This window comes from Bradyrhizobium sp. CSS354, from assembly GCF_029051725.1.
GTDB lineage: Bacteria > Pseudomonadota > Alphaproteobacteria > Rhizobiales > Xanthobacteraceae > Bradyrhizobium.
Window position 1 is genome coordinate 81,072 of the sequence record NZ_JAACFU010000015.1, and the last position, 26,753, is coordinate 107,824.

The 26,753-nt window shown below is 63.7% G+C and carries 30 protein-coding genes; 15 read left to right on the forward strand and 15 right to left on the reverse strand.

Features of this window, described 5'->3' with window-relative positions:
* Nucleotides 1–248 precede the first annotated feature (248 nt).
* From GWG67_RS28900 to GWG67_RS28910, 3 genes are all read right to left on the reverse strand, one after another.
* On the reverse strand, nucleotides 249–1,211 hold the full coding sequence (locus GWG67_RS28900) for an acetyl-CoA carboxylase carboxyltransferase subunit alpha (protein ID WP_275172727.1): 963 nt from the start codon (nucleotides 1,209–1,211) through the stop codon (nucleotides 249–251).
* 201 nt (nucleotides 1,212–1,412) lie between these two features.
* Nucleotides 1,413–2,396: a site-specific tyrosine recombinase XerD gene (gene xerD, locus GWG67_RS28905; protein ID WP_275172728.1), complete on the reverse strand. Its 984-nt coding sequence runs from the start codon at nucleotides 2,394–2,396 to the stop codon at nucleotides 1,413–1,415.
* Nucleotides 2,397–2,413: 17 nt separating this feature from the next.
* Nucleotides 2,414–2,560: a hypothetical protein gene (locus GWG67_RS28910; RefSeq protein ID WP_035669499.1), complete on the reverse strand. Its 147-nt coding sequence runs from the start codon at nucleotides 2,558–2,560 to the stop codon at nucleotides 2,414–2,416.
* Nucleotides 2,561–2,742: 182 nt separating this feature from the next.
* Between GWG67_RS28910 and GWG67_RS28915 the strand changes: the two genes are divergently transcribed.
* The 3 genes from GWG67_RS28915 to GWG67_RS28925 all read left to right on the forward strand — a co-directional run bounded on the left by GWG67_RS28915 (nucleotide 2,743) and on the right by GWG67_RS28925 (nucleotide 5,908).
* Nucleotides 2,743–3,366: a shikimate kinase gene (locus GWG67_RS28915; protein ID WP_275172729.1), complete on the forward strand. Its 624-nt coding sequence runs from the start codon at nucleotides 2,743–2,745 to the stop codon at nucleotides 3,364–3,366.
* Nucleotides 3,363–4,511, forward strand: coding sequence for a 3-dehydroquinate synthase (aroB, locus tag GWG67_RS28920; protein WP_275172730.1), 1,149 nt, complete (start codon nucleotides 3,363–3,365; stop codon nucleotides 4,509–4,511). The genes GWG67_RS28915 and aroB overlap by 4 nt, the downstream gene beginning before the upstream one ends.
* A gap of 92 nt (nucleotides 4,512–4,603) precedes the next feature.
* A complete protein-coding gene (locus GWG67_RS28925) occupies nucleotides 4,604–5,908 on the forward strand; it encodes an HlyC/CorC family transporter (protein WP_275172731.1) in 1,305 nt (434 codons plus the stop codon).
* Nucleotides 5,909–6,020: 112 nt separating this feature from the next.
* On the opposite strand, the gene GWG67_RS28930 is transcribed toward GWG67_RS28925, so the two are convergent.
* Nucleotides 6,021–6,290 (reverse strand): BolA family transcriptional regulator, encoded by a 270-nt coding sequence (locus tag GWG67_RS28930; protein WP_275172732.1) that lies wholly within the window; start codon nucleotides 6,288–6,290, stop codon nucleotides 6,021–6,023.
* Between the two features lie 160 nt (nucleotides 6,291–6,450).
* Here GWG67_RS28930 and GWG67_RS28935 point away from each other — a divergent pair, with 160 nt between their 5' ends.
* Nucleotides 6,451–7,086 carry a J domain-containing protein gene (locus tag GWG67_RS28935; RefSeq protein ID WP_007599228.1) on the forward strand — a complete coding sequence of 212 codons (636 nt, stop codon included), beginning with the start codon at nucleotides 6,451–6,453 and terminating at the stop codon, nucleotides 7,084–7,086.
* A 198-nt stretch (nucleotides 7,087–7,284) separates the two neighbouring features.
* On the opposite strand, the gene GWG67_RS28940 is transcribed toward GWG67_RS28935, so the two are convergent.
* A complete protein-coding gene (locus GWG67_RS28940) occupies nucleotides 7,285–8,379 on the reverse strand; it encodes a citrate synthase/methylcitrate synthase (RefSeq protein ID WP_275172733.1) in 1,095 nt (364 codons plus the stop codon).
* A 75-nt stretch (nucleotides 8,380–8,454) separates the two neighbouring features.
* Here GWG67_RS28940 and GWG67_RS28945 point away from each other — a divergent pair, with 75 nt between their 5' ends.
* Nucleotides 8,455–9,684, forward strand: a complete 1,230-nt coding sequence (locus GWG67_RS28945; protein WP_275172734.1) for a citrate synthase family protein — start codon at nucleotides 8,455–8,457, stop codon at nucleotides 9,682–9,684.
* A gap of 22 nt (nucleotides 9,685–9,706) precedes the next feature.
* Here GWG67_RS28945 and GWG67_RS28950 read toward each other — a convergent pair whose 3' ends face one another.
* A complete protein-coding gene (locus GWG67_RS28950) occupies nucleotides 9,707–10,636 on the reverse strand; it encodes a LysR family transcriptional regulator (protein WP_275172735.1) in 930 nt (309 codons plus the stop codon).
* Nucleotides 10,637–10,764: 128 nt separating this feature from the next.
* On the opposite strand from GWG67_RS28950, the gene GWG67_RS28955 reads away from it, so the two are divergent.
* Nucleotides 10,765–11,367: an NADPH-dependent F420 reductase gene (locus GWG67_RS28955; protein WP_275172736.1), complete on the forward strand. Its 603-nt coding sequence runs from the start codon at nucleotides 10,765–10,767 to the stop codon at nucleotides 11,365–11,367.
* A complete protein-coding gene (locus GWG67_RS28960; protein WP_342761062.1) occupies nucleotides 11,367–11,789 on the forward strand; it encodes a nuclear transport factor 2 family protein in 423 nt (140 codons plus the stop codon). Before GWG67_RS28955 ends, GWG67_RS28960 begins: the two co-directional genes overlap by 1 nt.
* A 21-nt stretch (nucleotides 11,790–11,810) precedes the next feature.
* Here the strand turns inward: GWG67_RS28960 and GWG67_RS28965 are convergent, their stop codons facing one another.
* On the reverse strand, nucleotides 11,811–12,470 hold the full coding sequence (locus tag GWG67_RS28965; RefSeq protein WP_275172737.1) for a DedA family protein: 660 nt from the start codon (nucleotides 12,468–12,470) through the stop codon (nucleotides 11,811–11,813).
* 308 nt (nucleotides 12,471–12,778) lie between these two features.
* On the opposite strand from GWG67_RS28965, the gene cobS reads away from it, so the two are divergent.
* The 5 genes from cobS (at nucleotide 12,779) to GWG67_RS28990 (ending at nucleotide 18,838) form a co-directional block, all read left to right on the forward strand.
* Nucleotides 12,779–13,777 (forward strand): cobaltochelatase subunit CobS, encoded by a 999-nt coding sequence (gene cobS, locus GWG67_RS28970; protein ID WP_275172738.1) that lies wholly within the window; start codon nucleotides 12,779–12,781, stop codon nucleotides 13,775–13,777.
* 186 nt (nucleotides 13,778–13,963) lie between these two features.
* Complete coding sequence (gene cobT, locus GWG67_RS28975; RefSeq protein WP_275172739.1) at nucleotides 13,964–15,868, forward strand: cobaltochelatase subunit CobT; 1,905 nt, start codon at nucleotides 13,964–13,966, stop codon at nucleotides 15,866–15,868.
* Nucleotides 15,865–16,926 carry an esterase-like activity of phytase family protein gene (locus tag GWG67_RS28980; RefSeq protein ID WP_275172740.1) on the forward strand — a complete coding sequence of 354 codons (1,062 nt, stop codon included), beginning with the start codon at nucleotides 15,865–15,867 and terminating at the stop codon, nucleotides 16,924–16,926. The genes cobT and GWG67_RS28980 overlap by 4 nt, the downstream gene beginning before the upstream one ends.
* Nucleotides 16,927–17,047: 121 nt before the next feature.
* The gene (locus tag GWG67_RS28985; protein ID WP_275172741.1) at nucleotides 17,048–18,160 is read left to right on the forward strand and encodes an NADH:flavin oxidoreductase/NADH oxidase; all 1,113 of its coding nucleotides are present in this window, start codon (nucleotides 17,048–17,050) and stop codon (nucleotides 18,158–18,160) included.
* 270 nt (nucleotides 18,161–18,430) lie between these two features.
* On the forward strand, nucleotides 18,431–18,838 hold the full coding sequence (locus tag GWG67_RS28990; protein WP_275172742.1) for a hypothetical protein: 408 nt from the start codon (nucleotides 18,431–18,433) through the stop codon (nucleotides 18,836–18,838).
* A gap of 233 nt (nucleotides 18,839–19,071) precedes the next feature.
* On the opposite strand, the gene GWG67_RS28995 is transcribed toward GWG67_RS28990, so the two are convergent.
* The 3 genes from GWG67_RS28995 to GWG67_RS29005 all read right to left on the reverse strand — a co-directional run bounded on the left by GWG67_RS28995 (nucleotide 19,072) and on the right by GWG67_RS29005 (nucleotide 21,340).
* Nucleotides 19,072–19,317 carry a PilZ domain-containing protein gene (locus GWG67_RS28995; protein ID WP_007599245.1) on the reverse strand — a complete coding sequence of 82 codons (246 nt, stop codon included), beginning with the start codon at nucleotides 19,315–19,317 and terminating at the stop codon, nucleotides 19,072–19,074.
* A gap of 325 nt (nucleotides 19,318–19,642) precedes the next feature.
* Nucleotides 19,643–20,983 carry a DUF2235 domain-containing protein gene (locus GWG67_RS29000; RefSeq protein ID WP_275172743.1) on the reverse strand — a complete coding sequence of 447 codons (1,341 nt, stop codon included), beginning with the start codon at nucleotides 20,981–20,983 and terminating at the stop codon, nucleotides 19,643–19,645.
* 225 nt (nucleotides 20,984–21,208) lie between these two features.
* Nucleotides 21,209–21,340, reverse strand: a complete 132-nt coding sequence (locus tag GWG67_RS29005) for a hypothetical protein (protein WP_007599247.1) — start codon at nucleotides 21,338–21,340, stop codon at nucleotides 21,209–21,211.
* 360 nt (nucleotides 21,341–21,700) lie between these two features.
* Here GWG67_RS29005 and GWG67_RS29010 point away from each other — a divergent pair, with 360 nt between their 5' ends.
* From GWG67_RS29010 to GWG67_RS29020, 3 genes are all read left to right on the forward strand, one after another.
* A complete protein-coding gene (locus tag GWG67_RS29010; protein WP_275172744.1) occupies nucleotides 21,701–21,967 on the forward strand; it encodes a hypothetical protein in 267 nt (88 codons plus the stop codon).
* Entirely contained in the window at nucleotides 21,960–22,256 is a 297-nt protein-coding gene (locus tag GWG67_RS29015) for a hypothetical protein (protein WP_007599252.1), read from the forward strand. Before GWG67_RS29010 ends, GWG67_RS29015 begins: the two co-directional genes overlap by 8 nt.
* Nucleotides 22,257–22,419: 163 nt before the next feature.
* Nucleotides 22,420–22,698 carry a DUF1488 family protein gene (locus tag GWG67_RS29020; protein WP_018452941.1) on the forward strand — a complete coding sequence of 93 codons (279 nt, stop codon included), beginning with the start codon at nucleotides 22,420–22,422 and terminating at the stop codon, nucleotides 22,696–22,698.
* Between the two features lie 26 nt (nucleotides 22,699–22,724).
* Here the strand turns inward: GWG67_RS29020 and GWG67_RS29025 are convergent, their stop codons facing one another.
* From GWG67_RS29025 to GWG67_RS29045, 5 genes are all read right to left on the reverse strand, one after another.
* Nucleotides 22,725–23,267 (reverse strand): hypothetical protein, encoded by a 543-nt coding sequence (locus GWG67_RS29025; protein WP_275172745.1) that lies wholly within the window; start codon nucleotides 23,265–23,267, stop codon nucleotides 22,725–22,727.
* Nucleotides 23,264–23,500 carry a hypothetical protein gene (locus GWG67_RS29030; protein WP_275172746.1) on the reverse strand — a complete coding sequence of 79 codons (237 nt, stop codon included), beginning with the start codon at nucleotides 23,498–23,500 and terminating at the stop codon, nucleotides 23,264–23,266. The genes GWG67_RS29025 and GWG67_RS29030 overlap by 4 nt, the downstream gene beginning before the upstream one ends.
* Before the next feature lie 123 nt (nucleotides 23,501–23,623).
* Nucleotides 23,624–24,508 carry an HNH endonuclease signature motif containing protein gene (locus GWG67_RS29035; RefSeq protein ID WP_275172747.1) on the reverse strand — a complete coding sequence of 295 codons (885 nt, stop codon included), beginning with the start codon at nucleotides 24,506–24,508 and terminating at the stop codon, nucleotides 23,624–23,626.
* Nucleotides 24,505–25,173 (reverse strand): OmpA family protein, encoded by a 669-nt coding sequence (locus GWG67_RS29040; protein WP_275172748.1) that lies wholly within the window; start codon nucleotides 25,171–25,173, stop codon nucleotides 24,505–24,507. Before GWG67_RS29040 ends, GWG67_RS29035 begins: the two co-directional genes overlap by 4 nt.
* A gap of 73 nt (nucleotides 25,174–25,246) precedes the next feature.
* A complete protein-coding gene (locus GWG67_RS29045) occupies nucleotides 25,247–26,716 on the reverse strand; it encodes a hypothetical protein (protein ID WP_275172749.1) in 1,470 nt (489 codons plus the stop codon).
* Nucleotides 26,717–26,753 lie beyond the last annotated feature (37 nt).

A 26,753-nucleotide genomic window follows, 5' to 3' on the forward strand; every position in this document is an offset into this window, starting at 1 on the left:
AACGGGGATCACGAGCCCGTTGGCCCAAAGGCGTGGTCAACGAAGACTTAAACTGGGCCGTAACTTGGGCCTCGCGGCCAAACCGGTACAGAGATCGCTGATTTGGGCAAAAAAAGGGTTAACGCGGGGCTACCGGGGGCCTACGGCGCGGTTTGGCCGGCCTCAAGCTCAGTGTCGTCCTGGCGAAAGCCAGGACCCATTACCCCAGGGAGGGTGATGCATCCGACGGGCCCCCAAACCCGCCCGAATCAGCCCAGTTTCCGGCCGATATCGAGGAATTTCTGCCGCCGATGCTTGCGGATGGCGTCGCCGTCCATACCCCGCAGCTCGTCAAAGGCCTTGGCGATGGCGTCGCCCGTGGTGGCGATCATGGCGGCGGGGTCGCGATGGGCGCCGCCGACCGGCTCCTTCAGGATGCTGTCGATCACGCCGAAGCGGAGCATGTCCTGGGCGGTGATCTTCATGTTGTTGGCGGCTTCCTGCGCCTTGGAGCCGTCGCGCCAGAGGATCGAGGACGCGGCCTCGGGCGAGATCACGCTGTAGATCGCGTGCTCCAGCATCAGGACCTTGTTGGCGGTGGTGATGGCGATGGCGCCGCCGGACATGCCCTCGCCGGTGATGATGGCGACGTTCGGCACGGTCAGCGCCATGCAGGCATCGGTCGAGCGCGCGATCGCCTCGGCCTGGCCGCGCTCTTCCGCGCCGATGCCGGGATAGGCGCCGGCGGAATCGGCGAGCGACAGCACGGGCAGGCCGAACCGCTCCGCCATCTCCATCAGCCGTACGCATTTGCGATAGCCCTCGGGCCGCGCCATGCCGAAATTATGCTTGATGCGGCTCTCGGTGGAATCGCCCTTTTCCTGGCCCATCACGCAGATGGCCTCGCCGCGGAAGCGGCCGAAGCCGGCCACCAGCGCCTCGTCCTCGCCGAATTTGCGATCGCCGGCGAGCGGGGTGAACTCGGTGATCAGGCCCTTGATGAAGTCGTTGAAATGCGGCCGCTGCGGATGCCGTGCGACCAGCGTCTTCTGCCACGGCGTCAGGTTCAGATAGAGGTCGGCCATCGCCTGCGCCGCCTTGTCCTCGATCCGCCCGATCTCCTCGGCGATGTCGCTGCCGGAGGCCGCAAGCGTCCGCAATTCATCGAGCTTGGAATCGAGCTCGGCGACGGGCTTTTCGAAATCGAGATAGCTGCGCATCTGGTCTGGCATCAACTCAATATAGGGACGACGGGGCGAGGCGGCGAAGCGGATTCGATGTCGCGGAAAGAAGTTTAGGTTCGTCAATGAGTTGGCCTGTGTGCTCGCAGGGAGCGGCGGCCAAATCATCGTGAGGCCCCGGCTCTTTCTGCGGAGATGTGGCCGAAGTCAAGGCGGTTTCGGGCTGTGGCCTGTAGCCGGGCTACCGGAGACTCATTTCTCCGCCAGCGGGTGCAGGTCGCGGACCAGGCTCTTCAGCCGCTCCTCGACCACGTGGGTGTAGATTTGAGTCGTCGAGATGTCGGTGTGGCCGAGCAGCGTCTGCACGATGCGCAAATCGGCCCCGTTGTGCAGCAGGTGGCTGGCGAAGGCGTGGCGCAGCACGTGGGGGGAGACCAGCCGGGCCTGCAGCCCCGAAGCAACCGCGAGCTCCTTCAAGTCGCGGGCAAAATGCTGCCGCGTCAGATGTCCGCTCTCGCCGAACGAGGGGAACAACCATTTCGAGGCCGCCACGCTGTTCTTCTTGTCTGTCTTGCTGTTGTCCTTGGCCGCCTCCGTCGCCGCGAGATAATCGGCCATCGCCTGACGCGAGGCCTCGTTGAGCGGTACCAGCCGTTCCTTGTTGCCCTTGCCGCGCACCACGATCATGCGGGCGTCGCGCTTCGCGGCCGTGCGCGGCAGCGCCACCAGCTCGGAGACGCGCAGGCCGGTGGCGTAGAGCACCTCGAGCAGGCAATAGAGCCTCAAGGCGCGCAGCCGTTTCGACGGCGAGGCATCCTCCGCCTCGCTCAATTCCTTGGCGCGGCGGAGCATGCGGTCGACATCCGCGATCGACAGCACCTTCGGCAGGCCGCGGCCGCGCTTGGGGCCGGACAGGATCGCCGCGGGATCGTCGGTTCTGATGCGTTCGTTCAGGAGGAAGCGATAGAGATGCCGCATCGCCGACAGCCGCCGCGCGACGCTGGTGGACTTGAAGCCGCGCGCGTCGAGATCGGCGAGATAGTCGCGCAGCGTCTGTGTTTCCGCATCCGCAAATGCATGGCCGACGCGGCCGAGAAACTCGGAGAAGTCGGTGAGGTCGCGGCGGTAGGCGTCGAGCGTATTGGGGCCGGCGCCCTGTTCCGCCGCGAGCATGTCGAGGAACAGGCCGGTGAGTTTTGTGTCTGAGGGCTTGCTGGCGGAAGATCTGGCACGCATGCCCGGCAGCCTAGCTCCTATTTCTTGAGAAACTTATCCGGCGGGATCGTCACCGTCATTTCCCGCGGCTTCGGATTGACGAAGTTCGCCAGCGCGAAGACCACGCCATAGACGATGCCGGCGATCACGGCGACGACCGTCAGGAAGCGGAACAGGCTGGGCATCGGCAGGATCTCGAGGGGTCTCGGTCAGGGGCTTGGCGAGCAAATTAACCAATGAAATCATCCAACACGTTCGCCGTTTCGTGGCAAGAGTCCTCTGGCGAGGGCCCCTGCGGGGTCGTATAGGTGGCCAAAGGATGCCGCCTTTGGCGGCAGATCGAGCGAGACCCAATCGAGCGAGACAAATGCCCGACGCCGCGTTGCCGATCCAAGCTTCGCCCGAGGCCGACATCCTGTCGGCGCTGGGGACGCGCTCGATCGTGCTCGTCGGCATGATGGGGGTGGGCAAATCCACCATCGGCCGCCGCATGGCTCTCAGGCTCAAGCTGCCCTTCATCGATGCCGACACCGAGATCGAGGCGGCGGCCGGCATGACCATACCGGAAATTTTCGAGCGCCACGGCGAGCCGCATTTCCGCGACGGCGAGGCCCGCGTGATCGCGCGTCTGCTTGACGGCGGTCCCATCGTGCTGGCGACCGGCGGCGGCGCCTTCATGCGCGAGGAGACGCGGGGCCGGATCGCGGCGAAGGCGATCTCGATCTGGCTCAAGGCCGATCATGACGTCATCATGCGCCGCGTGCGCCGGCGCGCCGACCGTCCGCTGCTCCAGACCGCCGATCCCGAAGGAACCGTGACGCGCCTGCTCACCGAGCGCGAGCCGGTTTATGGCCATGCCGACCTCACCATCGCCTCGCGCGACGTGCCGCACGACAAGATCGTTGATGAGACCATCGAGACGCTACGCGCGCATCTTTGCGGCGAACAGGCGTCCCCGCCACCAGCCGACGTCGCGAGTGCCGCACGATGACCGCGCCCTTGAAACATTCCGATCCCGTCAACGTCGAGGTCGCGCTGGAGAATCGCGCCTATGACATCGTCATCGGCCGCGGCGTGCTGGCCTCGCTCGGCGAACGGGTCGCGCGTCTGCGTCCCGGCGTGCGCACCGCGATCGTGACGGATCGCACCGTCGCGAAATACTGGCTCGAGCCCGCCGAGGCATCGCTCGCAGCCGCGGGCATTCCGACATCGCGCATCGTCGTCGAGGAAGGCGAGATCTCCAAGACCTATGCCGGCCTCGAAAAGGTCAGCGAGGCCCTGATCGCCGCGAAGATCGAGCGCAACGATCTCGTCATCGCGCTCGGCGGCGGCGTGGTCGGCGATCTCGCCGGCTTTGCGGCGGCCATCCTGCGCCGCGGCGTCGACTTCGTGCAGGTGCCGACCTCGCTGCTGGCGCAGGTCGATTCCTCCGTCGGCGGCAAGACCGGCATCAACTCGCCGCAGGGCAAGAATCTGCTCGGCGCCTTCCATCAGCCGGTGCTGGTGATCGCCGACACCGCCGTGCTCGACACGCTATCGCCGCGGCAATTCCGCGCCGGCTATGCCGAGGTCGCCAAATACGGCGTGCTCGGCGACGAGGCCTTCTTCGCCTGGCTCGAAAAGAACCATTCCGACATCTCCAAAGGCGGTTCGGCGCGCGAGCATGCGATCGCGACCTCCTGCCGCGCCAAGGCCGGCGTGGTCTCGCGCGACGAGCGCGAGACCGGGGAGCGTGCGCTGCTCAATCTCGGCCATACGTTCGGCCATGCGCTGGAAGCCGCGACCGGCTTCTCCGACCGCCTGTTTCACGGCGAGGGCGTTGCGATCGGCATGACGCTGGCGGCGCAGCTCTCGGCCAGGCTCGGCATGATCGGCGAAGCCGATGCGACGCGAGTCGAGCGTCACCTCATTGAAGCCGGCTTGCCGACGCGCTTGCAGGACATCGCCGGTTTCGCGCAGGAGGGGCTTGCCGATGCCGACGCGCTGATGGCGCTGATGGCGCAGGACAAGAAGGTCGAGCGCGGCAGGCTCACCTTCATCCTGCTGGAGGCGGTGGGGCGCGCAATCATCGTGAAGAACGTCGAGCCGGCTCCGGTGCGCGACTTCCTCAAGGACAAGCTCGCCCAGAAGGCGTGACACGCGGCTGAACGGCGTTAAAGCGTTTTCGAGCGAAGTGGGTACCGGTTCGCGTCAAGAAAACGCGTCAAAACAAGAAACCAGAGTGGTTCATGGATTGGCTCGGATTCACCATCGTCATTCTCTGCCTGCTCGTCTCCGGCTTCTTCGCCGCGAGCGAGACCGCACTGACCGGCGCCTCGCGCGCCAGCATGCTGCGGCTCTCCAAGCAGGGTAATCGCGACGCCGACGTGGTCTCGCAGCTGCTCGACATGCGCGAGCGCCTGATCGGTGCGCTGCTGCTCGGCAACAACATCGCCAATATCAGTGCATCCGCGCTGGCCACCAGCATCTTCACGGCCTGGTTCGGCGACGTCGGCGTGCTCTACGCCACCGGCTTGATGACCGCACTGGTCGTGATCTTCGCCGAGGTGCTGCCCAAGACCATCGCAATCAACGCGCCCGACCGCATGGCGCTCGCGGTCGCGCGCCCGATGCGGCTGACGATGTACGTGCTGGGGCCGTTGCTGCGGATCGTGGAAGTCATCGTGCGGCTGTTGATGCGCCTGTTTGGCCTTGCCGGCGAGCACCAGGCGATCCTGTCGCCGACCGAGCGCCTCCGCGGCGCGGTCGACCTGCTGCATCATGAAGGCAAGTTCGAGAAGCTGGACCGCGACATGCTCGGCGGGCTGCTCGATCTGCGCGAGCTCCAGGTCTCCGACGTCATGATCCATCGCACCGAGATGACGATGATCAACGCCGACCTGCCGCCGGAGGATCTGGTGCGCGAGGTGCTGGCGGCCGAATACACCCGCATCCCGTTGTGGCGCGAGAAGCCGGAAAACATCATCGGCGTGCTCCACGCCAAGGATTTGCTGCGCGCGATCCGCGCGGCCGACGGCGAGACCTCGCGCATCGACGTCTCCACCATCGCACTGCCGCCGTGGTTCGTGCCGGAGATGCGGCCCGTCTCCGAGCAGCTCAAGGCGTTCCGCCGCCGCAAGACCCATTTCGCCCTGGTCGTCGACGAGTACGGCGAAGTGGAAGGTCTCGTGACGCTGGAAGACATTTTGGAAGAGATCGTCGGCGACATCTCCGACGAGCATGACGTCGTGGTCGCGGGTGTGCGCGCCCAGCCGGACGGCTCGGTCGTCGTCGACGGCTCGGTGCCGATCCGCGACCTCAACCGCGCCATGGACTGGCACCTGCCTGACGAAGAGGCAACGACGGTCGCCGGCCTCGTCATTCACGAGGCGCGCTCGATCCCCGACCGCGGCCAGAGTTTCACCTTTCACGGCTTCCGCTTCCGCGTCCTCCGCCGTGAACGCAACCGCATCACCGCACTCCGTATTTCACCGGTGCCGCGCGAGACGGAAATGGAAGAAGCCAAGCGGCGGCGGGCCGGGACGTCGTTTTGATTCCTCGGTCATTCCGGGGCGATGCGAAGCATCGAACTATGGTGCGCAATTGCGCACCTGAGAATCTCGAGATTCCGGGTTCGGCTCTTCGAGCCGCCCCGGAATGACCAAGCTAATTTTCTCCCGGCGCTTGCGCGTGGATCGCCAGCGCGTGCACGCTGCCTGCAAGTTCCGCGGCCAGCGCCGAATTTATCATGCGGTGGCGATCGACCCGGCTCTTCCCTTTGAAGCTCTGAGACACGATATATACGCGGAAGTGCGTCTCGCCGCTCGGCCGATGGCCGGCGTGGCCCTCATGCAAATGTGACTCGTCGACGACCTGCAGGCTTTCCGGCGTGAAAGCTTCCTGCAACTTGTTGCTGATAGTGTCTCTCATAGCCATGGGTGTGCCATTAAGGTGCGCGACCGCACTCCGTCAATTGCGTAGGCTGCCCTTGGGTAGCCGTTCTTCAGGACGCCGAGGCGAAGCTTCGGCTATGTGTTTTCAGCTAATTGCAATGTCAAGACTTGAAGGTTTTTGCATTGCGTAGTCAAAGTCAGCCATGCCGATCGATTCATCAAAGTTCTTCGACTCCATCCGGGTCAAGCCGAAAGGCAAGCAACCGGAAGTGAAGCCGCGCGACGCCGTGGTCAATTGCGAATGGACCGGGTGCCAGAACAAGGGCGCCCATCGTGCGCCCAAGGGTCGCGACAATCAGCGTGAGTACTGGCACTTCTGCCTGAACCATGTGCGCGAGTACAACCAGAACTACAATTTCTTCTCCGGCATGAATGCCGACGCTGTCGCGCGCTATCAGAAAGATGCGCTGACCGGTCATCGTCCGACCTGGAAGATGGGCGCCAATGGCGGCGTCAAGAAAGGCGCGGAAGCCGAGATCGACGGCGCCTTCGATCCGTTCAGCATGTTCCAGGAGCTCAATGGCCGCACCGGCTGGCGCGCCGGGCCGCAGGCCGCGCCCAAGGCCGAGACGCGCAAGATCATGAATGCCGAGCGCAAGGCGCTCCAGGTGATGGGCCTCGGCCCCGAGTCCACGCTCGCCGACGTCAAGTCCAAGTACAAGGCGCTGGTGAAGCAGCACCACCCCGACGCCAACGGCGGCGACCGCTCCACCGAGGACCGCCTGATCGAGATCATCAAGGCGTATAATTACCTGAAGACCGTGGTGCGCGAGGCCTGAGGCCGCGCCACTGTCTTCCCTTCTCCCCTTGTGGGAGAAGGTGGCGCGAAGCGCCGGATGAGGGGTTGCTTCCTCAATTTCCAATGCAAGGGATTCTGCGGGGAGAGAACCCCTCACCCGTCTCGCCGCTGCGCGGCGAGCCACCCTCTCCCACAAGGGGAGAGGGAAAGAACGCCGTTCCATGCAGGCTACGTTTCATCACGCCTTCGGCATCGCCCCCACATATGACGAGCTCGGCCGGATCAGCCGTCCCGTCCGCTGCTGCTCGCGCGCATGCGCCGTCCACCCGGCTGCGCGCGCCACCGCGAAGATCGGCGTGAAGGCCTGCCTCGGAATCGCCAGCGCATCGAGCAGGATCGCGGTGAAGAACTCGACATTGGTCTCCAGCGGCCGGTCCGGGTTCTTCTTGCGCAGCGCGCTGCGGATATAGGCTTCGACCTCGCCGGCAAAGGGCAGGTCGGCGCCGTCCGAGGCCAGCGCCTCGATCGCGGTCTTGAGCACGTCGGCGCGGGGATCGCGAACGCGATAGACGCGGTGGCCGAAACCCATCATCCGCTCGCCGCGGGCGAGTGCCGCGTCCACCCAGGTCTGGATGCGCTCGCGCGAGCCGATCGCGTCGAGCATTTCCAGCACCGGCTCCGGCGCGCCGCCATGCAGCGGGCCCGTCAGCGCGCAATAGCCGGCGGTGACGGCGGCAAACAGATCAGCCTGCGTTGAGGCCACCACGCGCGCGGTGAAGGTCGAGGCGTTCATGCCGTGGTCGCTGGCGGTGACGAGGTAGGCGTCCAGCGCCGTGACCTCGCGTGGTTCAGGCGCGCGCCCGTGCAGCATGCGAAGCGTATCGGCAGCATGGCTCACGTTCGGATCGGGCGCCACGGGATCGAGACCCCGAGCGCGGCGGACCAGCGCGCCCGCAATCACCGGGAATGCGCCGACGATGGTCGCCTCATGGGCGAGGCCGTGCTCGGCGCGAAGTCCCGCGACCGCCGCGCGAAACCCGTCGATAATGCCCATGCCGCGCGTTGCCGGCAGCAACTCATCCAGCCGCGCGAAGGCGCGCTCGCGTGCGGCGCCCAGGCTCGCGCGCACATTGGCTTCGCTCAGCGTGGTCGTGCTGGCGCCGTTCCAGAGCCGGGCGGTGACGCCCTCAAAGCTCGACTGGCTCGCCAGTCGGCCAACATGCTCGCCTGCGATGATCAACTCGCCGCGCTCGCCGTCGACATGGCTCAGCACGGTTTCGGCCGCGGGAACGCCGTCCAGCCCGATCTGGCTTTTGGTGAGGTGGATGTTCATGGCCCAAATCTCCTTTGCACCAGCCAAAGGTCAGGTCTCTCGACAGATTGATCAATCTTGATTACATAAATCAATATGAAAAATTCCGAGGAGCTCTACCTGTCGGCCAGGGAAGCCGCCGCCGAGCTCGCGATCTCGCCGGCCACGCTCTACGCCTATGTCAGTCGCGGCCTGGTCCGCTCCGAGCCGACGCCGGACTCGCGCAAGAACCGCTATCGCGCCGAGGACGTCCGGGCGCTGAAGGAGCGCCGGGTGCCGTCGCCGGAGCCGCGCGGTCTGCGCAGCTTCGATGCCGATCTGCCGGTTATGGACACGGAGATCTCCACCATCACCGAGGACGGCGCGATCTATCGCGGCGTCAATTGCGTCGATCTCGCCGAGCACGACACGCTGGAGCACACCGCGACGCTTCTGTGGGACGTCTCCGGCGTCGATCCCTTTGCGCCGGATAATCAGCCCGCGGTGTCCGATGAGATGCGCCTGATCGCGCAGGCGGCGCACCGCGCCGCGCCGATCGATCGCGCCATTGCCGTGCTGGCGCTCGCATCGAGCGCCGATCCCCGCGCCTTCACCCGCGCGCATGACGGACGCGCGATGGTCGGTGCGCGCATCGTCCGGCTCCTGGTCGCGACCATGCTCAATACGGAGCCGTCCGCCGAGCCGCTGCACCAGCAGATCGCGAGGGCCTGGGCGCCCGACAACAAGCACGCGGCCGATCTCATCCGCCGCGCGCTGGTTCTGCTCGCCGAGCATGAATTGAACGCGTCCACCTTCACCGCGCGCTGCGCAGCCTCGACCGGCCTCAATCTTTATGACTCCGTCATCGCCGGCCTCGCCGCCCTGAAGGGGCCGAAGCACGGCGGCGCCGGCGTGCTCGCCTCGCAGCTCGTCAAGACGCTGGTGGATCGTGACGTCGAGCCAATGGTCCGCGAACGCGTCGCGCTCGGCGAACGCTTTGCCGGCTTCGGTCACGGCGTCTACAAGCGGGGCGATCGGCGCGCGCAGTCGCTGCTGAATGCCCTGGCCCGCGCCGGCGCACCGCGCAAATTCACCAAGGAGGTGCCGGAGCGGATCGCGGAGGCGACCGGCGAACTCGTCAATATCGACTACGCGCTCGCGGTGCTCGTGCACGCGCTGCGCCTGCCTGGAGGCAGCGAGCTCGCGCTGTTCGCCATGGCCCGCAGCGTCGGCTGGATCGCCCATGCCAGCGAGCAATTGCAGTTCGGCAAGCTGATCAGGCCAAGGGCGCGTTATGTTGGGCCTGCACCGGGGCGACGGGCAGGGGGGCCGGACGCAAAGGCCTAGATCATACGTGCGGGCATGCGTGTCAGCTCAGACTCCCCGCAAAGCGCTCCGCGAGCTTGTTCTTCTTGAATGCATCCGCCACCCAGTCCACGAAGGCTCTCGTCTTTGCCGGCACCAGCTTGCGCGAGGCATGGTAGATCGAGATCGCGCCGGCGTCGCAGTACCAGCGCGGCACGAGGCGCAGCAGCGAACCATTTTCGAGCGCGGGCAGGGTGTCGGCGGTTGCGAGCATGGCGACCCCGAGGCCCAATAATGCCGCCTCACGCATCGCAGCGGGATCGTTGACCACGATCGCCTCGGAGAGCGAGGCCTGAATTTCCCGACCTGAAACGTCGCGCATCGACCAGTGCCGAATGCGCCCGGTCTGCAGCGAGCGCATGACGATGCCGTCCAGTGTCGCCAATTCGTCCGGCTTGGTCGGAAATGTTCGTCCCGACATATAGGCTGGAGACGCCACGGCGACGATGTGTGCCGGCGCAAGTGTTCGGCTCACGAGACCGGGGGACAACTCGAATCCGCCTCCGATTGCGGCGTCGTAGCCTTCACCGACGAGATCGACTTGGCGATTCTCGAAGTGCCACTCGGCGCGTACCCGCGGATAACGGGCCAGGAAACCGGGAAGCAGCGGCAGGATATGGCCTATGCCGAATGTCGGCGGCAGGCTCACCTTGAGAAGGCCAGCCGGCTCATTGCTCCCCGTCGATATCCCAGTAATTGCTGCCTGCAGTCCCTCCAAATTGTCGGCGATCGCTGCGCGGAACGTCTCCCCGGCCTCCGTCAGAGTCAGCTTTCGCGTGGATCGATGAAACAGCCGGACGCCCAGATTGCGCTCCAGCATCGCGACATTGCGGCTGACAGCAGCCGGCGTCACCGAGAGACGCCGACCTGCCTCGGAAAAGCTGCCGCATTCCGCGCTGCGGAGGAAGGATTCCAGATTAGCCAGCGTTTCCATCAGCTCATTCGAAAGTAATCGTTGAAAATCTTACTCCCAAGTCCCCTCTAATCAAGAGGGAATGGTTGCGCCATTTTGAGGTCACTGATCAGTCGATCTGATCTCCATACATCTCGGGAGCAACTTCCATGTCCACCATCGGCATTATCGGCGCGGGCAATATCGGCCGCGCCATCGCCCGGGCGTTCGCGCGTAAGGGCATCGCCACGACCTTGTCTAACAGCCGCGGTCCGGAGAGCTTGACGACGGCTGTGGCCGACATCGGTCGGCTCGTGACCGCCGGCACTCGCGAGGAGGCGGCCGCCAAGGATATCGTGTTCGTCGCGGTCAACTGGTCGAAGCTGCCTGCCGCGCTTGCGGGCCTGCCGCCGTTCGGCGGCCGCATCGTGGTTGATGCCAACAATCCGATCGAGGCGCCGCTATTCAAGCCGGCTGAACTCGGTGGTCGCGCCTCGTCGGAGGTCTTCGCCGATCTGGTGCCCGGAGCGCGGGTAGTGAAGGCATTCAATCATCTGCTGTCAGAACTCCTCGCAGCTGACCCGACCACCGATGGGGGCAAGCGCGTGCTGTTCTACTCGGGAGATGATGCCGGAGCTAAGACCGCCATCGGCGCGCTGATCGAACAACTCGGATTCTTCGGCATCGATCTTGGCTCGCTCGCGATCGGCGGAAGGTTGACCCAGTTTCCGGGTGGCCCGCTTCCCGCGTTGAACCTGGTCAAGTTCGATTGATGATCCGTCGCGGATATTCGCCGACGAATGATGTGAAGAAAGGCTGCGACATGACAACCGGCAATATCGAATTCGACCATCTGCTTCGTTCAAATCTGGAGCGCGTGTTCAACGAGCGCGACGAGGACAAGCGGCGAGCGGCCATAGCCGAGTTGTTCGTCGATGAGCCCGTCATGTACGAGCCGACGAATATCGTCCGCGGGCGGGCAGAAATATCGAGGATCGCGGGAGATCTTTTGAAGCAGTTCGGGCCGACTTTCAGGTTCGTGCCCGATGGCGCGGCTGTCGGGCATCACGGCTTGGGCCATCTAGCCTGGCACGCCGGGCCCGAGCACGGCCCGACCACCGTGACAGGGGCCGACGTGGCTGAAGTCGAAAATGGTAGAATCTCGCGGCTGTGGGTACTTCTCAATACGCCTTGAAAGAAGGTCGCGACGCTGGCGCTAGATCTGCGGCTTCGCCGCGGCGACAGCGCCGCCGTGCCGCCGGCGGTAGACCCACGCCGCTACGCCCAGCAAAATCGCCGCTGCAGCCACAGTCAGAATCCAGATGTGCTTGCCGATATGCCCGTGATGCGGCAGCCCGGCATATTCGTGCAGGGCCGACACCGCCAAAACACCCGGCAGCACATGCGCCGGTGCCCAGACCAGGATCGCCGGGATGTTGATGGCGTAGAAGCGGGCCGGGGGCATGCCCAGCGCGCCCGCCGTGACCGGGACGAAGGCACGGATCGGCGGCACGAAGCGGGCGAAGAACACCGCCCAGGTGCCGAAGCGGTGGAAGAAAGTCTCGCTCTGTTCGACCACGCGCGGATAATTGGTCAGCGGCCAGGTGTTGAGGATCTCCCGTTGCTGCCGGTGCCCGATCCAGTAAGCCGAACCGTCGCCGAGCACTGCGCCGAGCGCCGCCGCCAGCAACACCCATTGCAGCCTGAGCTCGCCGCCCGGGATCAGGGCGCTCAGCGCCAGGATGATGGTCGAGCCGGGGATCACCGACCCCACCACTGGAACCGCCTCCAGCAGGGCCGCCAGGAACAGGGTCAGATAGGCCAGCCACGCATGGGCCGAGACGAATGAAATGAGGGGATCGAGAAAGGACGTCACATCGTCTCTATGGTGGGATTGGGTCTCGGGGTTCGGACCCTGCATTCGGACCCTACATAAGTAACGAGCGGCGGTAAAAGTGCCACCCGCGTGGGCAGGACGTGCCTTCCGCACGAAATTCAGGCGTGATTCGCAGGGCAGCCTTCCAAAAATCGCGTTCCTTGCCTATCTAAATGAAAAGACAACGGAACTTTGATTGGGGGGCGGGCTTCTGCCCGCACGTTGTCTCTGATAGGTTCGCAACAGCACCCAGCCGCAGCCAACGTGCAATAACTGGTCTCGGGATCGCCCGGGACCTCGGAGGATTGATGACGACCGCCGCGATGTCCAAAGTTGAGGAAGTTTCCGGTTTGCCCGACATGAAGGTGTCGGTGCGCCAGGTGTTCGGGATCGACAGCGATCTCGAAGTCCCCGCTTATTCCGAAGTCGATCCTCACGTCCCCGAAGTCGATTCCGATTACCGCTTCGATCGCGCCACCACGCTCGCCATTCTGGCCGGCTTCGCCCACAACCGCCGCGTCATGGTCACGGGCTATCACGGCACCGGCAAATCCACCCATATCGAGCAGGTCGCCGCGCGGCTGAACTGGCCCTGCGTGCGCGTCAACCTCGACAGCCACATCAGCCGTATCGACCTCGTCGGCAAGGACTCGATCGTGGTCCGCGACGGCAAGCAGGTCACCGAATTCCGCGACGGCATCCTGCCCTGGGCGCTCCAGCATAATGTCGCGCTGGTGTTCGATGAATACGACGCCGGCCGTCCGGACGTGATGTTCGTGATCCAGCGCGTGCTGGAAGTCTCCGGCCGCCTGACGCTGCTCGACCAGAACAAGGTGATCAAGCCGCATCCGGCATTCCGCATGTTCTCGACCGCCAACACCGTCGGCCTCGGCGACACCTCGGGCCTCTATCATGGTACCCAGCAGATCAACCAGGGCCAGATGGACCGCTGGTCGATCGTCACCACGCTGAACTATCTCAGCCATGACGAGGAAGTGGAGATCGTGCTGGCCAAGGCCAAGCACTATCGCACCACGGAGGGCCGCGACATCGTCAACAAGATGGTTCGCCTCGCCGATCTCACCCGCAACGCCTTCGCCAATGGCGATCTGTCGACGGTGATGAGCCCGCGCACGGTGATCACCTGGGCCGAGAACGCCGACATCTTCGGCGACATCGGATTTGCGTTCCGGGTCACCTTCCTCAACAAGTGCGACGAGCTCGAACGTCCCCTCGTCGCCGAGTTCTACCAGCGCTGCTTCAACGCGGAGCTGCCGGAATCGGCGGTGAACGTGGCGCTCAGCTGAGGTTTGAGATGTCGTCCCGGACAAGCGAACTCCTGGCGGCGCGAAGCGCCGTCTGGAGGAAGCGCAGATCCGGGACCCATAACCACGGGGCGTGGTTGTTGCGAAGATCGGGGCCGTCAGTGTGCTCAATAACTGCATGCGGTGGTTATGGGTCCTGGCCTTCGCCAGGACGACGGTGAGATCGAGATGAGCACCACCTCCAACTCCAAATTCCGCAACACCAAGGAAGCTCCGACCGAGCCGTTCAAGCGCTCGGTGGCCTCCTGCCTGAAGGCGATCGCCAAGGCGCCCGAGCTCGATGTCAGCTTCGCCGCCGAGCGCCCCGGGCTCGCACCGGGCAAGGCGCGGCTGCCCGAGCCCGCGCGAAAGATGACCAGGCGTGATGCCGCGATCGTGCGCGGCCATGCCGATTCGATCGCGCTCAAGCTCGCCTGTCACGATCCAAAACTGCATCGCAAGCTGATGCCGGGCAATCCGCAGGCGCGCGGCGTGTTCGAGGCGGTGGAGCAGGCCCGTGTCGAGGCGATCGGCGCGCGGCGCATGGCGGGCGTTGCGAAAAACCTCACCGCGATGCTCGACGACCATTTCCATCGCGGCAAGTTCGACGAGATCACCGATCGCGCCGACGCGCCGCTCGCCGACGCGCTGGCGATGCTGGTGCGCGAACGCCTGACCGGCATGGCGCCGCCGGCGGCCGCCAAGAAGATGGTCGATCTCTGGCGTCCCATCCTCGAAGACAAGATCGGCAGGCGCCTCGACCGGCTCGACACCGTGGTCGAGGACCAGACCAGGTTCGGCGATGCCGTGCATGATCTCCTGACGGCGCTCGAGATCGGCGACGAGCGCAGCGCCGACAGCGAAGACAATGACGAGAACGACGAGAACCAGGACGGCGACAACGATCAGTCCGGCGCCGAGGGCTCGCCCGATTCCGACGCCGCGCAGGAGATGAGCGCCGACCAGGCCCAGGCATCGAGCGAGGAGATGAGCGAGAGCGCGATGGAAAGCGCGCAGGCTTCGACCTCCGACACCTTCGACGACGGCGAGCTCGGCGACGACGAGACGCCGGGCGAGGCGACGCGGCCGAATTCGCACGGCAAGAACGAGCCGCGCGGGCCGGAATATCACGCCTTCGCGCCGAAGTTCGACGAGGTCATCGCCGCCGAGGATCTCTGCGACCATGACGAGCTGGAGCGCCTGCGCGCCTATCTCGACAAGCAGCTCGCGCATCTGCAGGGCATCGTCGCCCGGCTCGCCAACCGCCTCCAGCGGCGCTTGATGGCGCAGCAGAACCGCGCCTGGGAGTTCGATCTCGAAGAGGGCATTCTGGACCCCGCGCGGCTGTCGCGCGTGGTGACCGATCCCTATCACCCGCTGTCCTTCATGCACGAGAAGGAGGCGACGTTCCGCGACACCGTGGTGACGCTGCTGCTCGACAATTCCGGCTCGATGCGCGGGCGCCCGATCACGGTCGCTGCGACCTGCGCCGACATCCTCGCCCGCACGCTGGAGCGTTGCGGCGTCAAGGTCGAGATTCTCGGCTTCACCACGCGCGCCTGGAAGGGCGGGCAATCGCGCGAGGCGTGGCTTGCCGCCGGCAAGCCGGCCAGTCCCGGCCGCCTCAACGATCTCCGCCACATCATCTACAAGTCGGCGGATGCCCCGTGGCGTCGCGCGCGTAAGAATCTCGGCCTGATGATGCGCGAGGGGCTGCTGAAAGAGAACATCGACGGCGAGGCGCTGGATTGGGCGCACAAGCGCCTGCTCGGCCGGCCCGAGCAGCGCAAGATCCTGATGATGATCTCGGACGGCGCGCCGGTCGACGATTCCACCCTGTCGGTCAATCCCGGCAACTATCTCGAGCGGCACCTGCGCCACATCATCGAGGAGATCGAGACCCGCTCGCCGGTCGAGCTGATCGCGATCGGCATCGGCCATGACGTGACGCGCTATTATCGCCGCGCGGTGACGATCGTGGACGCCGAAGAGCTCGGCGGCGCCATCACCGAAAAACTCGCCGAACTCTTCAGCGAGACCAATACCGCGCCGACGCAGCCGGCCGGTCGCCCGCGACGCAAACTGCATTCGTGAGCAACCATCGATCCCGCCGCAGCTTTATCGGCCACGCGGCGGCGGGATTTTCCACTCTCGCACTGTCTCGCCTGGCGCAGGCGCAGCCCGCGCCGAAGCCGGCGCTCATCGAGCACGCCGTCGCAGCCCCTGTCGGCATCGAGGTCAACGCGCGGCCGATCCCAAATTTCGAGCCGCGCGACCGCGCGCGCACGCGCTTTGGTTCGCTGGACTATCGCGGCGGCCTGGTGCTGACTTCGCCGCATCGCGGTTTCGGCGGCCTGTCCGGCTTCCGCTTCCTCGACAGCAAAGGCGAGCGCTTCCTCGCGATGTCCGACCAGGGCACCTGGTTCACCGGCCGCATCCGTTATTCCGGGCGGAGCATGACGGGTCTCGACGACGTCGAGGCCGCTCCGGTGCTCAATGCGCAGGGGCGGCCGATCACGGAGAAGCGGCTGTGGTACGATACCGAGGCGCTCGCACGCGACGGCGACCTCGTCTATGTCGGGCTCGAGCGCGTCAACCAGATCATGCGGTTCGATTTTTCAAAGGGCGGCACTCGCGCCCGCGGCGAGGTGCTGCCGACGCCGCCGGGGTTGCGGAAACTGCCCTACAACAAGGGTCTCGAGGCGCTGGTGTTCGTCCCCAAGGGGCAGCCGCTCGCGGGGACCTTGATCGCGCTGTCGGAAGGCGGCTTCGACGCCGACGGCAATCTGATCGGATTTTTGCTCGGCGGCCCGACGCCCGGCCAGTTCAGCGTTCGCCGCACCGACCAGCAGCTCATCAGCGACGCCGTGCTGCTGCCCTCGGGCGATCTCCTGATTCTCGAACGCAAATTCTCCTGGTTCACCGGCGTCGATATTCGCATCCGCGCGATTCCCCTGAAATCGATTGCGCCGGGCGCATTGGTCGACGGCCCCGTGCTGTTCAAGGCCGATCTCGGCCACGAGATCGACAACATGGAAGGCGTCGACGCCCATTTCACGCCCGAGGGCGAGACCGTGCTGACGCTGGTGTCCGACGACAATTTCTCGATGCTCCAGCGCACCCTGCTGCTGCAGTTCGCGCTGGTGGAATAGCCGCAATGCATCCTCCGCCAGCCGCCATGCCCGCGGCGCGGCTGGCAATCGGCGCATCGCTCACTACACTCTCTCCATCTCGCGCCCCCCATCCCCCGCCTCCATCCCCGGAACTCCCCGCATGAGCGCCCTGTTTTCCCCGATCAAGCTGCGCGGCCTGAATTTGAAGAACCGCATCGTGGTGTCGCCGATGTGCCAATATTCGGCCGAGGACGGCGTCCCCACCGACTGGCACTTCACCCACATCAACAATCTCAGCCTGTCGGGCGCGGCGATGTTCTGCATCGAGGCGACCCATGTCGAGGCGATCGGCCGCATCACGCCGGGCTGCCTCGGGCTCTACAGCGATGCCGCCGAGGCCGCGCTGAAGCAGATCCTCACCTCGGTGCGGAAACATTCCTCGACAGCGGTGGCGATGCAGCTCGCGCATGCGGGCCGCAAAGCCAGCAGCGCGCGGCCCTGGGACGGCGGCCAGCTGATCCCGCAGAGCGAGGGCGGCTGGCAGACCGTGGCGCCGTCCGCACTGCCGCACAAGGAGGGCGAAGCTGCGCCGCTGGCACTCGACGCCGCCGGCCTCAAGCGCATCCGCGAGGCCTTCGTCGATGCGGCGAAGCGCGCTGATCGGATCGGCATCGACGCGATCGAGCTGCACGGCGCGCACGGCTATCTCCTGCATCAATTCCTGTCGCCGATCTCGAACAAGCGCACCGACGAATATGGCGGCTCGCTCGAGAACCGCATGCGCTTCCCGCTGGAAGTCTACGACGCGGTCCGCGCGGTGTTTCCGCACGACAAGCCGGTCGGCATGCGGGTGTCGTCGACCGACTGGGTCGAGGGCGGCTGGGACCTGGCGCAGACCATCGCATTTGCCAACGCGCTGAAGGCGCGCGGCGTCGACTGGATCGATGCCTCCTCCGGCGGCGTTTCGCCGCTGCAGAAGATCGCGCTCGGCCCCGGCTACCAGGTGCAGTTTGCAGAAGCCATCAAGCGCGAGACGGGTTTGCCCACCATCGCCGTCGGCTTGATCACGGAGCCGAAGCAGGCCGAAGACATCGTCGCCTCCGGCAAGGCCGACATGGTCGCGCTCGCCCGCGGCTTGCTCTACGATCCCCGCTGGGCCTGGCACGCCGCAGCCGAACTCGGCGGCGAGGTCGAAGCCCCGCCGCAATATTGGCGCTCGCAGCCCTCCACGCAGAAGGCGCTGTTCGGCAAGACGACGTTCGGGGCGCGGTGAGGGGGCGAGTGTGGCGCGAGGACCGCGCCACATTTACAGTGTCGTCCCGGCGAAGGCCGGGACCCATACGCCGAGGCCGCGGTGACAGCGCAAGAAGGTCATTGCTTGTCTTCGCCAAACCGAATTCGGTGGTTATGGGTCCCGGCCTTCGCCGGGACGACGATGAGGGGACGCAACGCCCACCTCACGCATCCGTAAATCCCCTCACCTTCCACCTCCGCCAAATCTGGCCTAACCTCGCGCGCGTTCAACGCCTCACGGAGGCCCGCCATGCGGTTTCGTATCCGGAAAGCTGCCCACGTCATCGAGCGCGTGGGTCTTGCGATGGCGGGCGCGGCGTGCGGGTTGTTCGTCGGCGCTTATGTGGGATCTGCAATTCCCGCGCTCACCACCGAAGGCTTCCTGCTGCTGATGATGGTGCTGGGCTTCGTCGGCTTCTATCTCGGCATCGACACGCCGCAGCTGCCCTTCGACGAGGCCCACGGCGACATCGACGCCGCGGAGCTGTTGAGCTCCGCCGGCACGCTCTGCGCCACGTTCACCGCGCTCGCCTCCGTAGCCATCATCGTGCTCCGCCTCGAGCCGCATATCGCCTGGAGCTGGTTCGCTTTGTTCGGCTGGATCGCGGGCGTGGCGATGCAGATCGTCGCGGGGGCGAAGGCGCGGATGCGGACGTAGGCTTCTTCCTTCTCCCCTTGTGGGAGAAGGTGGCATAGGCGGCCTTCGGCCACCGTTCTTGAAAACGCCGATGCTTCGCATCGGCTATGGCGCCGGATGAGGGGTCTCTCTCCGCAGATCCAACTGTGAGAGATGTACCCGCGGAGAGAGACCCCTCATCCGTCTCGCCACTCTGCGGCGAGCCACCCTCTCCCACAAGGGGAGAGGGTGATTAAGCTGACGTCTCGCTCCCTCTAAAACACCACGCCCACTTTCGTGCCGCGCTTCCACGCCACGCGGCAGCGCTTCTTGGTGTTGACGTGCAGCAGCTCGAAGCGATCGGGAATCTTCACCTGCCCGCCGAGATCGACGCAGGCCCCTCCCGGCGAATAGTCGATCAGCGTGCAGGGGATCACCGGCGCGCGCGGGTCGGTGATGATCTTGGCCTGGCGGGACACCAGGCCGGCGGGCTTGACGCGGGCATGTCGTCGCGGATGCATTGGCACTCTCCTCCAATTTCCGCGGATGGCGCGGGTGGTTTTGGGAGATGATGCAGAGGAGTTGATGCGATCCGGCTAAGGCGGGGCGGAGAATTTTAATGAAATGTGTCGGTGAATGGAGAAAGCGGCGGTAGCGGGGTGGGGCGGGCGCTCCAAATTCGCCGTCGTCCCGGCGAAGGCCGGGACCCATACCGCGTGATCTCTCGGTTGCGGAAAGTAGGAGTACCGAGCGACGAGTCTTCGCCAAACTGCTCCCTGTGGTTATGGGTCCCGGCCTGCGCCGGGACGACACCTTTTTTGGGGCGGCAGTACCGCCAAGCAAACCTCACCCCACCACGATCTCCCCCGCCTCCGCCGCCATGCCCACATGCGGCGGCACGGGCATCGGCACGGTCACATAATCCTTCGGCAGATTCACCGGCCGATAGTCCGGCTCCACCGCCATCCGCTTCACCACGCTCTCATGCACATGCGCGCCTTCGGGGATGGGGCGCGGTTCGCAATCGGGGATGTAGAACCCCAGAAACACCTTCCGCTCCGGCCATTCCTTGTACGTCGCGCTCTTCGGCAGATACTCCAGCACGCGCCACAGCGCCGTCATCGAATTGTGCAGCTCACCCGTCTTTCCGGTGTAGGCCGGCGACACGTATTGGAACGGCGAGTTCTTGCGCTGGATGCCCCAGGCGAGCTGGTTCACCGTGCGCGGGTTGAAGTTCAGCCCGGCCTTGGCCGCCTCCTCGATCATCCAGAGCAGCGGATATTTGGACTCGCCGCTCTCGGCTTCCGGATAGCCGCCGCCGACGTCGCAATGCACGCCGGCGAACCACACCTGCAGGATGTCCTGCGGCTCCTTCTTCTCGTCGGGCACATAGCGGTTGCGCCAATAATCCTGCGGCTCCTCATACGCCTTGAGGCGGAACATGCAGCGCCGCTCGTCGATGGCGATCGCTTGGCGGAAGATGTTGACGCTGGGATTGCGCAGCGTGAAGGCGAGCTCCTCCAGGCTGAACAGGAAGAAGAAGTTGTCGCGCCGCGGCACGATCACGCTCGCCACCGTGTCCCAGACGCCGATGAAGTGGATGGTTGGCCAGCGTGTCGAGGTGATGCGCGCGAATTGCGCGGCGAGATCGAACGCGTCCTTCGGCAACGGGCCGCTCTCGTCGATCGCGACGTCCTTGAGGTCCTCGACATCGTTGCCGCGCCCGGTGCCGGAATACTGCTTGTAGGCGACGAGGCCCGAGCCTGCGAGGTTTGCTTGCTCCGGCGAGATCAGTCCGATCTTGTGGATCAGCCCCGCCAGCACCCGCACCGTGTAGGCGCCGCGCGAGAAGCCGAACAGATAGATCCTGTCGCCCGGCGCGTAATGCTCGATCAGAAAGCAATAGGCCGAGAGCACGTTGTCATCGAGCCCGTAGCCGGTGGCGAGCCCCAGCACCAGATTGACGTTGGCCTTGAGCCGGTGCCACGTCGACGGCTCCGTCACGGTGCCGACCCCGGGATCGTAGAACACCATCTGCCGCGGCTTCGTCTTGTCGGTCTTGCGCAGGCAGCGATAGAGCTTCAGGACGTTCGAGATGTTTTCGGAAATCTCGTTGCCGGTGCCGTCACAGCAGATGACGAGATTCTTCGGCTCGGATGTATGCTCGGCGTTGCGCTCGTGCTCCACGGTACTCCTTTCCCGCTGATGCTACCCGGGCGAGTATAGCGGAAAAGCGCGGAGAAGGAGATGGTGGTGAGATTGAACGCGTGATCGCGCCACAAACTCGTCATGCCCGGGCTTGTCCCGGGCATCCACGTTCTTGCTTCCGCGCGAAAGACGTGGATGGCCGGGCCAAGCCCGGCCATGACGGAGTTCGGCGATACGCCGAGCCCGCCCTCTATCCGCCGCCCGCTACTTCTTCTTCTGACCGATCTCCGGCTGCCACGCCGCATCCTTGCGGCTGGGCGCTGCGGCGCTGGTCTTGATCTTGTCCTTCTTCGGCTTCTTGGTTTCGCGGTTGCTGCGTTGCTGTCCCTTGGCCATGACGTCGTCTCCTCCTGGGTTTCGAGTTCGTCCGCGTGCGAGATCGGCGCTGCAATGGTCACTGGGCATGACGATGAGACGCGTCCGCCCGAGCCATTAGAGATCGCCGCCGCGCACACGAGGCGCGAAAGATGCAGCGCAACATCGACGCGCGGCAATTGCGTGAGCTGCGCTGACGTGGTCGAGCGTACGCCCGCGCCATGCCGATGGCGAGGACTAAAACGCCGCGCGCGCGTGTCGCGCTTGCCGCTTAAGTCCCGGCCCGCGCTGACATAAAGCTGGCTATTGCCGGGTAACAAGCGCATGGTCCGCCACAGCTGGCGTCGGTTGGGGCCCCTTCTTTGCGAAAGGCAGGCGCGCATGACCATCCGCTCGCGGCGAGAAACCATTACCTTCAAGCATCCATTCCACATCCGCGGTGTCGCGCGCGAATTGCCGGCCGGCGCCTATGAGGTCGTCACCGACGAGGAGATGATCGAGGGCCTGTCCTTCGCGTCCTATCGTCGCGTCGCCACCATGATCACGGTGCCCTCCGAAGGCGTGCGCGGTGCGACGGAGATGCTGTCGATCGGCTCGGTCGACCTGGCGGATGCCCAACGTATCGATGCGAGTGCCTGTAATGACTGACATCCCAGTCGACCTCGACAGCCACCGCGGCATGGCCGCCCAGAAGGCAACCGATCTGCGCCGCGCGCTGGCCGATGTCGAGGCCCAGGTCAGGGAGCTGCGCGAGCGCGAGGCCGAGCTCGAAAACCGCATGATGTCGGTGCCCGCCACGTCCTGGCCCGAGGCCGCCGTGAAGGCCCGCCATCTGCTCAACCTCTATGCCGCGAGCCTGCCCGCCGAGGACACCCGCCACCGCGCGCTGGTGGCCGCGCTGTTCGACGATTTCGCAAGACTCAACGGCGACGGCTGACGGTAAGCCAACTCCGGCGTCGTCCTGGCGAAAGCCAGGACCCATAACCACCGAAGTGCATTGTTTTGTACGCTTGTGCCACAGCGTGCTTCGCTGACCGGCTCCCCCCGTGCGCCATCGCGCACAAGCCCGGCACGACGCGCGGCCGCAAAAGGAACACCCCATGACGCTCACCAGCAGCCGCTTCATCGCCCACGACCAGGACCGCGGCATCGTCCAGTTCTCGATGCAGGACGGCGCAAAGGAGATCGCCTGCGCGATCTCGACCTCCGCCATGGACGACCTCGAGCGCGGCCCGCGCGCCAGGCCCAGCGAGCGCGAAGAGCAGTTCACGCGCCTGCGCGAGCGCATCGAAGCCTGCACCGGACGCAAATATCAGGCGACGGAGTTCGAAGGCACGCCGCCGGGGATCGTGCTGCGGAGCATTGATTTTCGGGGGTAGGGCGCGCAAAGCAGCGATCCCGCGTCTCACGCGGCCCGGTCGAGTTCCTTCTCGTAGGCCTTCAGGCTTCCCTTCAAGGTCTCTTCGAGTTTGGCCGTGCGTGATCCTATCGCCGCATTGGCCGCTCGCACGGCGGCCGCTTCGATCGCCTCGTCGCGGCTGAGCTTGTCGTGATGAAACAGCCATTTTGCGACCGTCGCCCAATCCCACAGCGGACTGTCGGACGTCACGCGGGCGACCGGCGCGGGAAAATCCTTGGCGCGCTGACCCTTGGAATATTGCGTCATCGCCGCACGCGTCATTCCGGTTCGGGTGGCGATATCGGAGAGGCTGACGAGCGGGTCGGGCTCAACGCGATCGACGTGGGCGCCGGCGGCCTGCACGTTTTGCACCGCCGTGACGATGGCCTCGCTGACTGATTTCGCCTCCCGGGTGAAGTCGACGATGATGTGGCCCTTCTGGAAGGCGATCGCCGCATCGTCGCAGCCGGCATCGTAGAAGCGCTGCTCGAAATCCTCCGCCGCAGGATCGAGGCCGGACGCAATAATGCTGAACTCGAACTTCTTCACTTGTCTTCCTCCTTTCCGTGCGGGCACCGGCCGATCGCCCGCATCACCTGCCGAGCATGGTCTTCCGGATTCTTCGGCGTACCGTTCACGCCGACCTGGCAGCCGTCACGTCCGGCATGCGCGCAGAACAGCCGCCCCCAATGCCCCATCTTGCGCCACCGCCATCCGATCGACTCGGCGTGCGCGACGACGGCCTCAATCTCCTTATGCGGGTGCCTCGGCCGATCAGCCATGAGGAGACCTGAATATAAGGCAAGTGTTAACAAATGTCAACACTATTGAGCAGCGACCGTCGGGGACTGCGATCAGTGCTTTGATCACGCGCTTTTCCTCGACGCTTAGCGACGTTGGTTTCTTCATGGTTTTTGAGAGCGTGGCGTAGCTTCGCTATTGGGAAATTTCCTGCAGAAGATCCCGTAATCAGGGTTGTCTCTGACGTGAGAATGCTGAAATTCGCTTGCGTGACATCTGATGCAAAGTAGCTTGATGTTTGTCGGATGATTGTCCGATTTGTCGGCGTTTAAATGGTGCGCATGCAGGAACTTCCGATTCCCCGGGCCTGCCAAGTCAATTCCGCAGTTAGTTCGTTCGCACCGGTATCCTCGCTTTTCCTTCAAGGCCTTCGCAATTCTGTAAAAGTGTGGGCTGTAAACGTTGGTGGGAGCGTTTATTGCGTCAAATTTTGGCATGGCCCAAACACAGCTTTTGCCAAATTCATCGAAGAACGCCTTGATTGAGAAGCCTTGAACTGCTTCGAGCCGACGCTGAGCACTCTGTCTCATCGAGAAGGATTTGTAGTTTAGCTCATCGAGGCATTGCTGGCATATCTTCAATTTTTCGTCGCTTTTGATTGCGGTGTCACCGCGGATTCGTTTGATGCTGAAAAGGCCGTCATCTCTGGTGGCAACGACGTATCGAGTTTTAAATCGCCCCGCCTCCATCATCATGCTCAGAGTGCTGCACATTGCGAGATGATATTTGGGCATGGATGTTCGCCCGCCATACTCAGCGACATCCCTAATGTACACGATAACGCGTCTGCCTTTGTAAATGTGGGTGCCGTCGTTTAGGACACGTACCTCGTCAAGGGGGATTTCAATTCCCTCGCCGGCGAGACGTTCAATTTCTTCAGTTGTCAAAACCTCCGAAGGCGCTGGCGGTGTATAATCGCGTAGATTGGCTCCCATCGCGTTGCGCAATGCGTTTAGCTCTGGGTTGTCATCGAAATTTGGAAGCTTCACTGATTAAGCGCTCCGAGTATCTTTGACAATTGATCCTCAGCCGCAGTTCTAACCCGGAACTCAACCCGTTGAGATCCGATGACATCTTCTGCCCCCTCCGGCGTGAGAAGCCGCCTCGCCGAAGACAAGCCATTGGCCGTTACTCGAGCAAGAATCCAACGTAACGTCTCATCATCGCGGATAGCCGAGATGGCGAAAACATGCATTAAGACAGAGCGAGCGCGCTCCTGGGATAGTCGCATATTCTCGTAGTAGGCTGGTTCGGGAGTTAAGTTCTTCCAGAGCGAGGATGTGTGACCCTCAATGCGAACTTCCTCGATTGCATCCACGTATTTTGGCGATCTGAGGATTTTGATGTACCGAGGGAAAAAGCTATTAAGGGCCGTCTTGAACCCGTCCTTTACCGTCGCGGCGCCAGTATCGAATTGAACGGTTGGCTCCTCGAAACGCACCGAAAGGTCTGGTCTTATTGAGGCGCGCCATTTAGGTAAGTCGTCCCTGAACTCCTCGGACAGCTCTTTGTAAATCTGCCCCCGAAGATCAGTGTAGTGCGTGGCGATCTCACGAATTCGGGTCTGCGCCTCAACGATCTTCGCTTCGTTCTTCTTTACCTGAAGCATGAATACAATTGCGACGAGCAGGAAGATCATCATAAGGCCCGTCATGAGGTCACTCAGAGGCACCCAGTGGTCCTCTTGTGGACGAGCCCGCGAATTGCGAGTTTCTAGGCTCATGATCTTAGCTCCGGCCCATCTGAACTACCGCACGTAGCCGATCGGTTAGAGGTGTATAATCGTCAACAAACTGCTTAGAGAGTGCAGTCAGCTGTCGACCCAAGGAAGAAATGGATTTCGATAACTCCGTTTCGAGAGCCGCATCTAGCTTGGCAAACTGCTCGGTCGTTTTGTCGGCCAGGGATCTGACGTGGTCGTTAATCTGAGTCCTGGATGCCTGAGTCGTTTCCAGCAACAAGTTGCGAATATCAGCAATCGACGACTGGAGGCTACCTGCGGCTTCCCGCAGAACTTTCGTCATTTCATCCTGATTTTGCTTTACACCAAAAGTGAGTTGCTGATCGAGTTGAACGACTTTCGCTTCGATCGAGTTAGTCATCGCTCGAACATGATCGTTCATTTGTGCGCCCGTCGTCTGGGTTGTCTCAAGCAATACATTGCGAATGTCTGCTACGGACGACTGGAGTATTGTGCTGGCACCCTGCAAGATGGCTGTCATTTCTTCCTGGTTTCGTTTCACTCCCTGCGTCACTTGCTCGGTGAGCTGAACTATTTTGGTTTCGATTTGAGGCAGACCTGAAGAGGCCGCGCCGAGAAGACGGCCGAGCTGCGCGAGAGACTCGGTGATCTGGCCGCGCTGAGTCTCAAGTCCGGTAAGCAGGCTATCAAGAGCCTTGGCAACTACGGAGAAGTCTTCGGCATTTGAGATGAGCGCCTCGTATCGAGATGAGGCTGTCACCATGTTCTGTGCCGCGAGCCCCTGATGATGGATCATCTCGCTGACTTGTTCTCGGTATTTTGCCTGCCACTCGAGCATCGCTCCGACGGCTTCGTTGAGCTGCTTGAAATTGTCTCCAAACTGCTCGGAAATTTTTGAGTTGAAGTCCCTGATGACCTCTTGTAGCGCAATGATCAGAGCCTTCGAGTTGCTCTCAGCGAGCCGTTGCATGAAGGCGGCTTGCGATCTCCCGAGGGCGTCGAGCCGATCGTTCGTGTCCTGACGGCTAAGCTTCAGTTGGGAAATGACAGTCGACTCCCCCTCTCCGACGAGCGAACGCTGCAAACCGACGAGCTGTCCGTAGAGGTCGTCCACCGTAGCGCCTTCGGTGCCGCCAGTAGGGTCTGAACGTCTTACTCCGAAGATCGCGTACCGTAGCTTCAGCGTAAGCGCCGCGCCAACGCCAACCACGGAAGCGATGAATGCTGTTTTAAGACCATCAAGCAGCGTCGGAATGCTTGCATCGATTTTTTGCGGGTCGAACTGGTAAAGGCCCTCCGCAATTCCGAGAAACGTGAAGAAGATGCCCGCCGTGGTGAAGATCGAGGGGCCTTCGTGAACGGTGTGCTCATTATATTTGAATACGTGCGCGATCACCAAGCAGACGAGCAGCATGCTGACCGCCCATTGAGTTATTGGCGGCAGCGAAAGAAACATTTGCAATACACTGTTCGTCAGCGCGATGAATCTATCCATTCAGTCTCTCCCCCAACCAAAGAATAATAAGCTTTGC

Bases quoted from the DNA above. Each gene is read 5' to 3' on its own strand.
- GWG67_RS28900 (WP_275172727.1), bottom strand. From the start codon at position 1,211: ATGCCAGACCAGATGCGCAGCTATCTCGATTTCGAAAAGCCCGTCGCC.
- xerD (WP_275172728.1), bottom strand. From the start codon at position 2,396: ATGCGTGCCAGATCTTCCGCCAGCAAGCCCTCAGACACAAAACTCACC.
- GWG67_RS28910 (WP_035669499.1), bottom strand. From the start codon at position 2,560: ATGCCCAGCCTGTTCCGCTTCCTGACGGTCGTCGCCGTGATCGCCGGC.
- GWG67_RS28915 (WP_275172729.1), top strand. From the start codon at position 2,743: ATGCCCGACGCCGCGTTGCCGATCCAAGCTTCGCCCGAGGCCGACATC.
- aroB (WP_275172730.1), top strand. From the start codon at position 3,363: ATGACCGCGCCCTTGAAACATTCCGATCCCGTCAACGTCGAGGTCGCG.
- GWG67_RS28925 (WP_275172731.1), top strand. From the start codon at position 4,604: ATGGATTGGCTCGGATTCACCATCGTCATTCTCTGCCTGCTCGTCTCC.
- GWG67_RS28930 (WP_275172732.1), bottom strand. From the start codon at position 6,290: ATGGCTATGAGAGACACTATCAGCAACAAGTTGCAGGAAGCTTTCACG.
- GWG67_RS28935 (WP_007599228.1), top strand. From the start codon at position 6,451: ATGCCGATCGATTCATCAAAGTTCTTCGACTCCATCCGGGTCAAGCCG.
- GWG67_RS28940 (WP_275172733.1), bottom strand. From the start codon at position 8,379: ATGAACATCCACCTCACCAAAAGCCAGATCGGGCTGGACGGCGTTCCC.
- GWG67_RS28945 (WP_275172734.1), top strand. From the start codon at position 8,455: ATGAAAAATTCCGAGGAGCTCTACCTGTCGGCCAGGGAAGCCGCCGCC.
- GWG67_RS28950 (WP_275172735.1), bottom strand. From the start codon at position 10,636: ATGGAAACGCTGGCTAATCTGGAATCCTTCCTCCGCAGCGCGGAATGC.
- GWG67_RS28955 (WP_275172736.1), top strand. From the start codon at position 10,765: ATGTCCACCATCGGCATTATCGGCGCGGGCAATATCGGCCGCGCCATC.
- GWG67_RS28960 (WP_342761062.1), top strand. From the start codon at position 11,367: ATGATCCGTCGCGGATATTCGCCGACGAATGATGTGAAGAAAGGCTGC.
- cobS (WP_275172738.1), top strand. From the start codon at position 12,779: ATGACGACCGCCGCGATGTCCAAAGTTGAGGAAGTTTCCGGTTTGCCC.
- cobT (WP_275172739.1), top strand. From the start codon at position 13,964: ATGAGCACCACCTCCAACTCCAAATTCCGCAACACCAAGGAAGCTCCG.
- GWG67_RS28985 (WP_275172741.1), top strand. From the start codon at position 17,048: ATGAGCGCCCTGTTTTCCCCGATCAAGCTGCGCGGCCTGAATTTGAAG.
- GWG67_RS28990 (WP_275172742.1), top strand. From the start codon at position 18,431: ATGCGGTTTCGTATCCGGAAAGCTGCCCACGTCATCGAGCGCGTGGGT.
- GWG67_RS28995 (WP_007599245.1), bottom strand. From the start codon at position 19,317: ATGCATCCGCGACGACATGCCCGCGTCAAGCCCGCCGGCCTGGTGTCC.
- GWG67_RS29005 (WP_007599247.1), bottom strand. From the start codon at position 21,340: ATGGCCAAGGGACAGCAACGCAGCAACCGCGAAACCAAGAAGCCGAAG.
- GWG67_RS29010 (WP_275172744.1), top strand. From the start codon at position 21,701: ATGACCATCCGCTCGCGGCGAGAAACCATTACCTTCAAGCATCCATTC.
- GWG67_RS29015 (WP_007599252.1), top strand. From the start codon at position 21,960: ATGACTGACATCCCAGTCGACCTCGACAGCCACCGCGGCATGGCCGCC.
- GWG67_RS29020 (WP_018452941.1), top strand. From the start codon at position 22,420: ATGACGCTCACCAGCAGCCGCTTCATCGCCCACGACCAGGACCGCGGC.
- GWG67_RS29030 (WP_275172746.1), bottom strand. From the start codon at position 23,500: ATGGCTGATCGGCCGAGGCACCCGCATAAGGAGATTGAGGCCGTCGTC.
- GWG67_RS29040 (WP_275172748.1), bottom strand. From the start codon at position 25,173: ATGACGGGCCTTATGATGATCTTCCTGCTCGTCGCAATTGTATTCATG.
- GWG67_RS29045 (WP_275172749.1), bottom strand. From the start codon at position 26,716: ATGGATAGATTCATCGCGCTGACGAACAGTGTATTGCAAATGTTTCTT.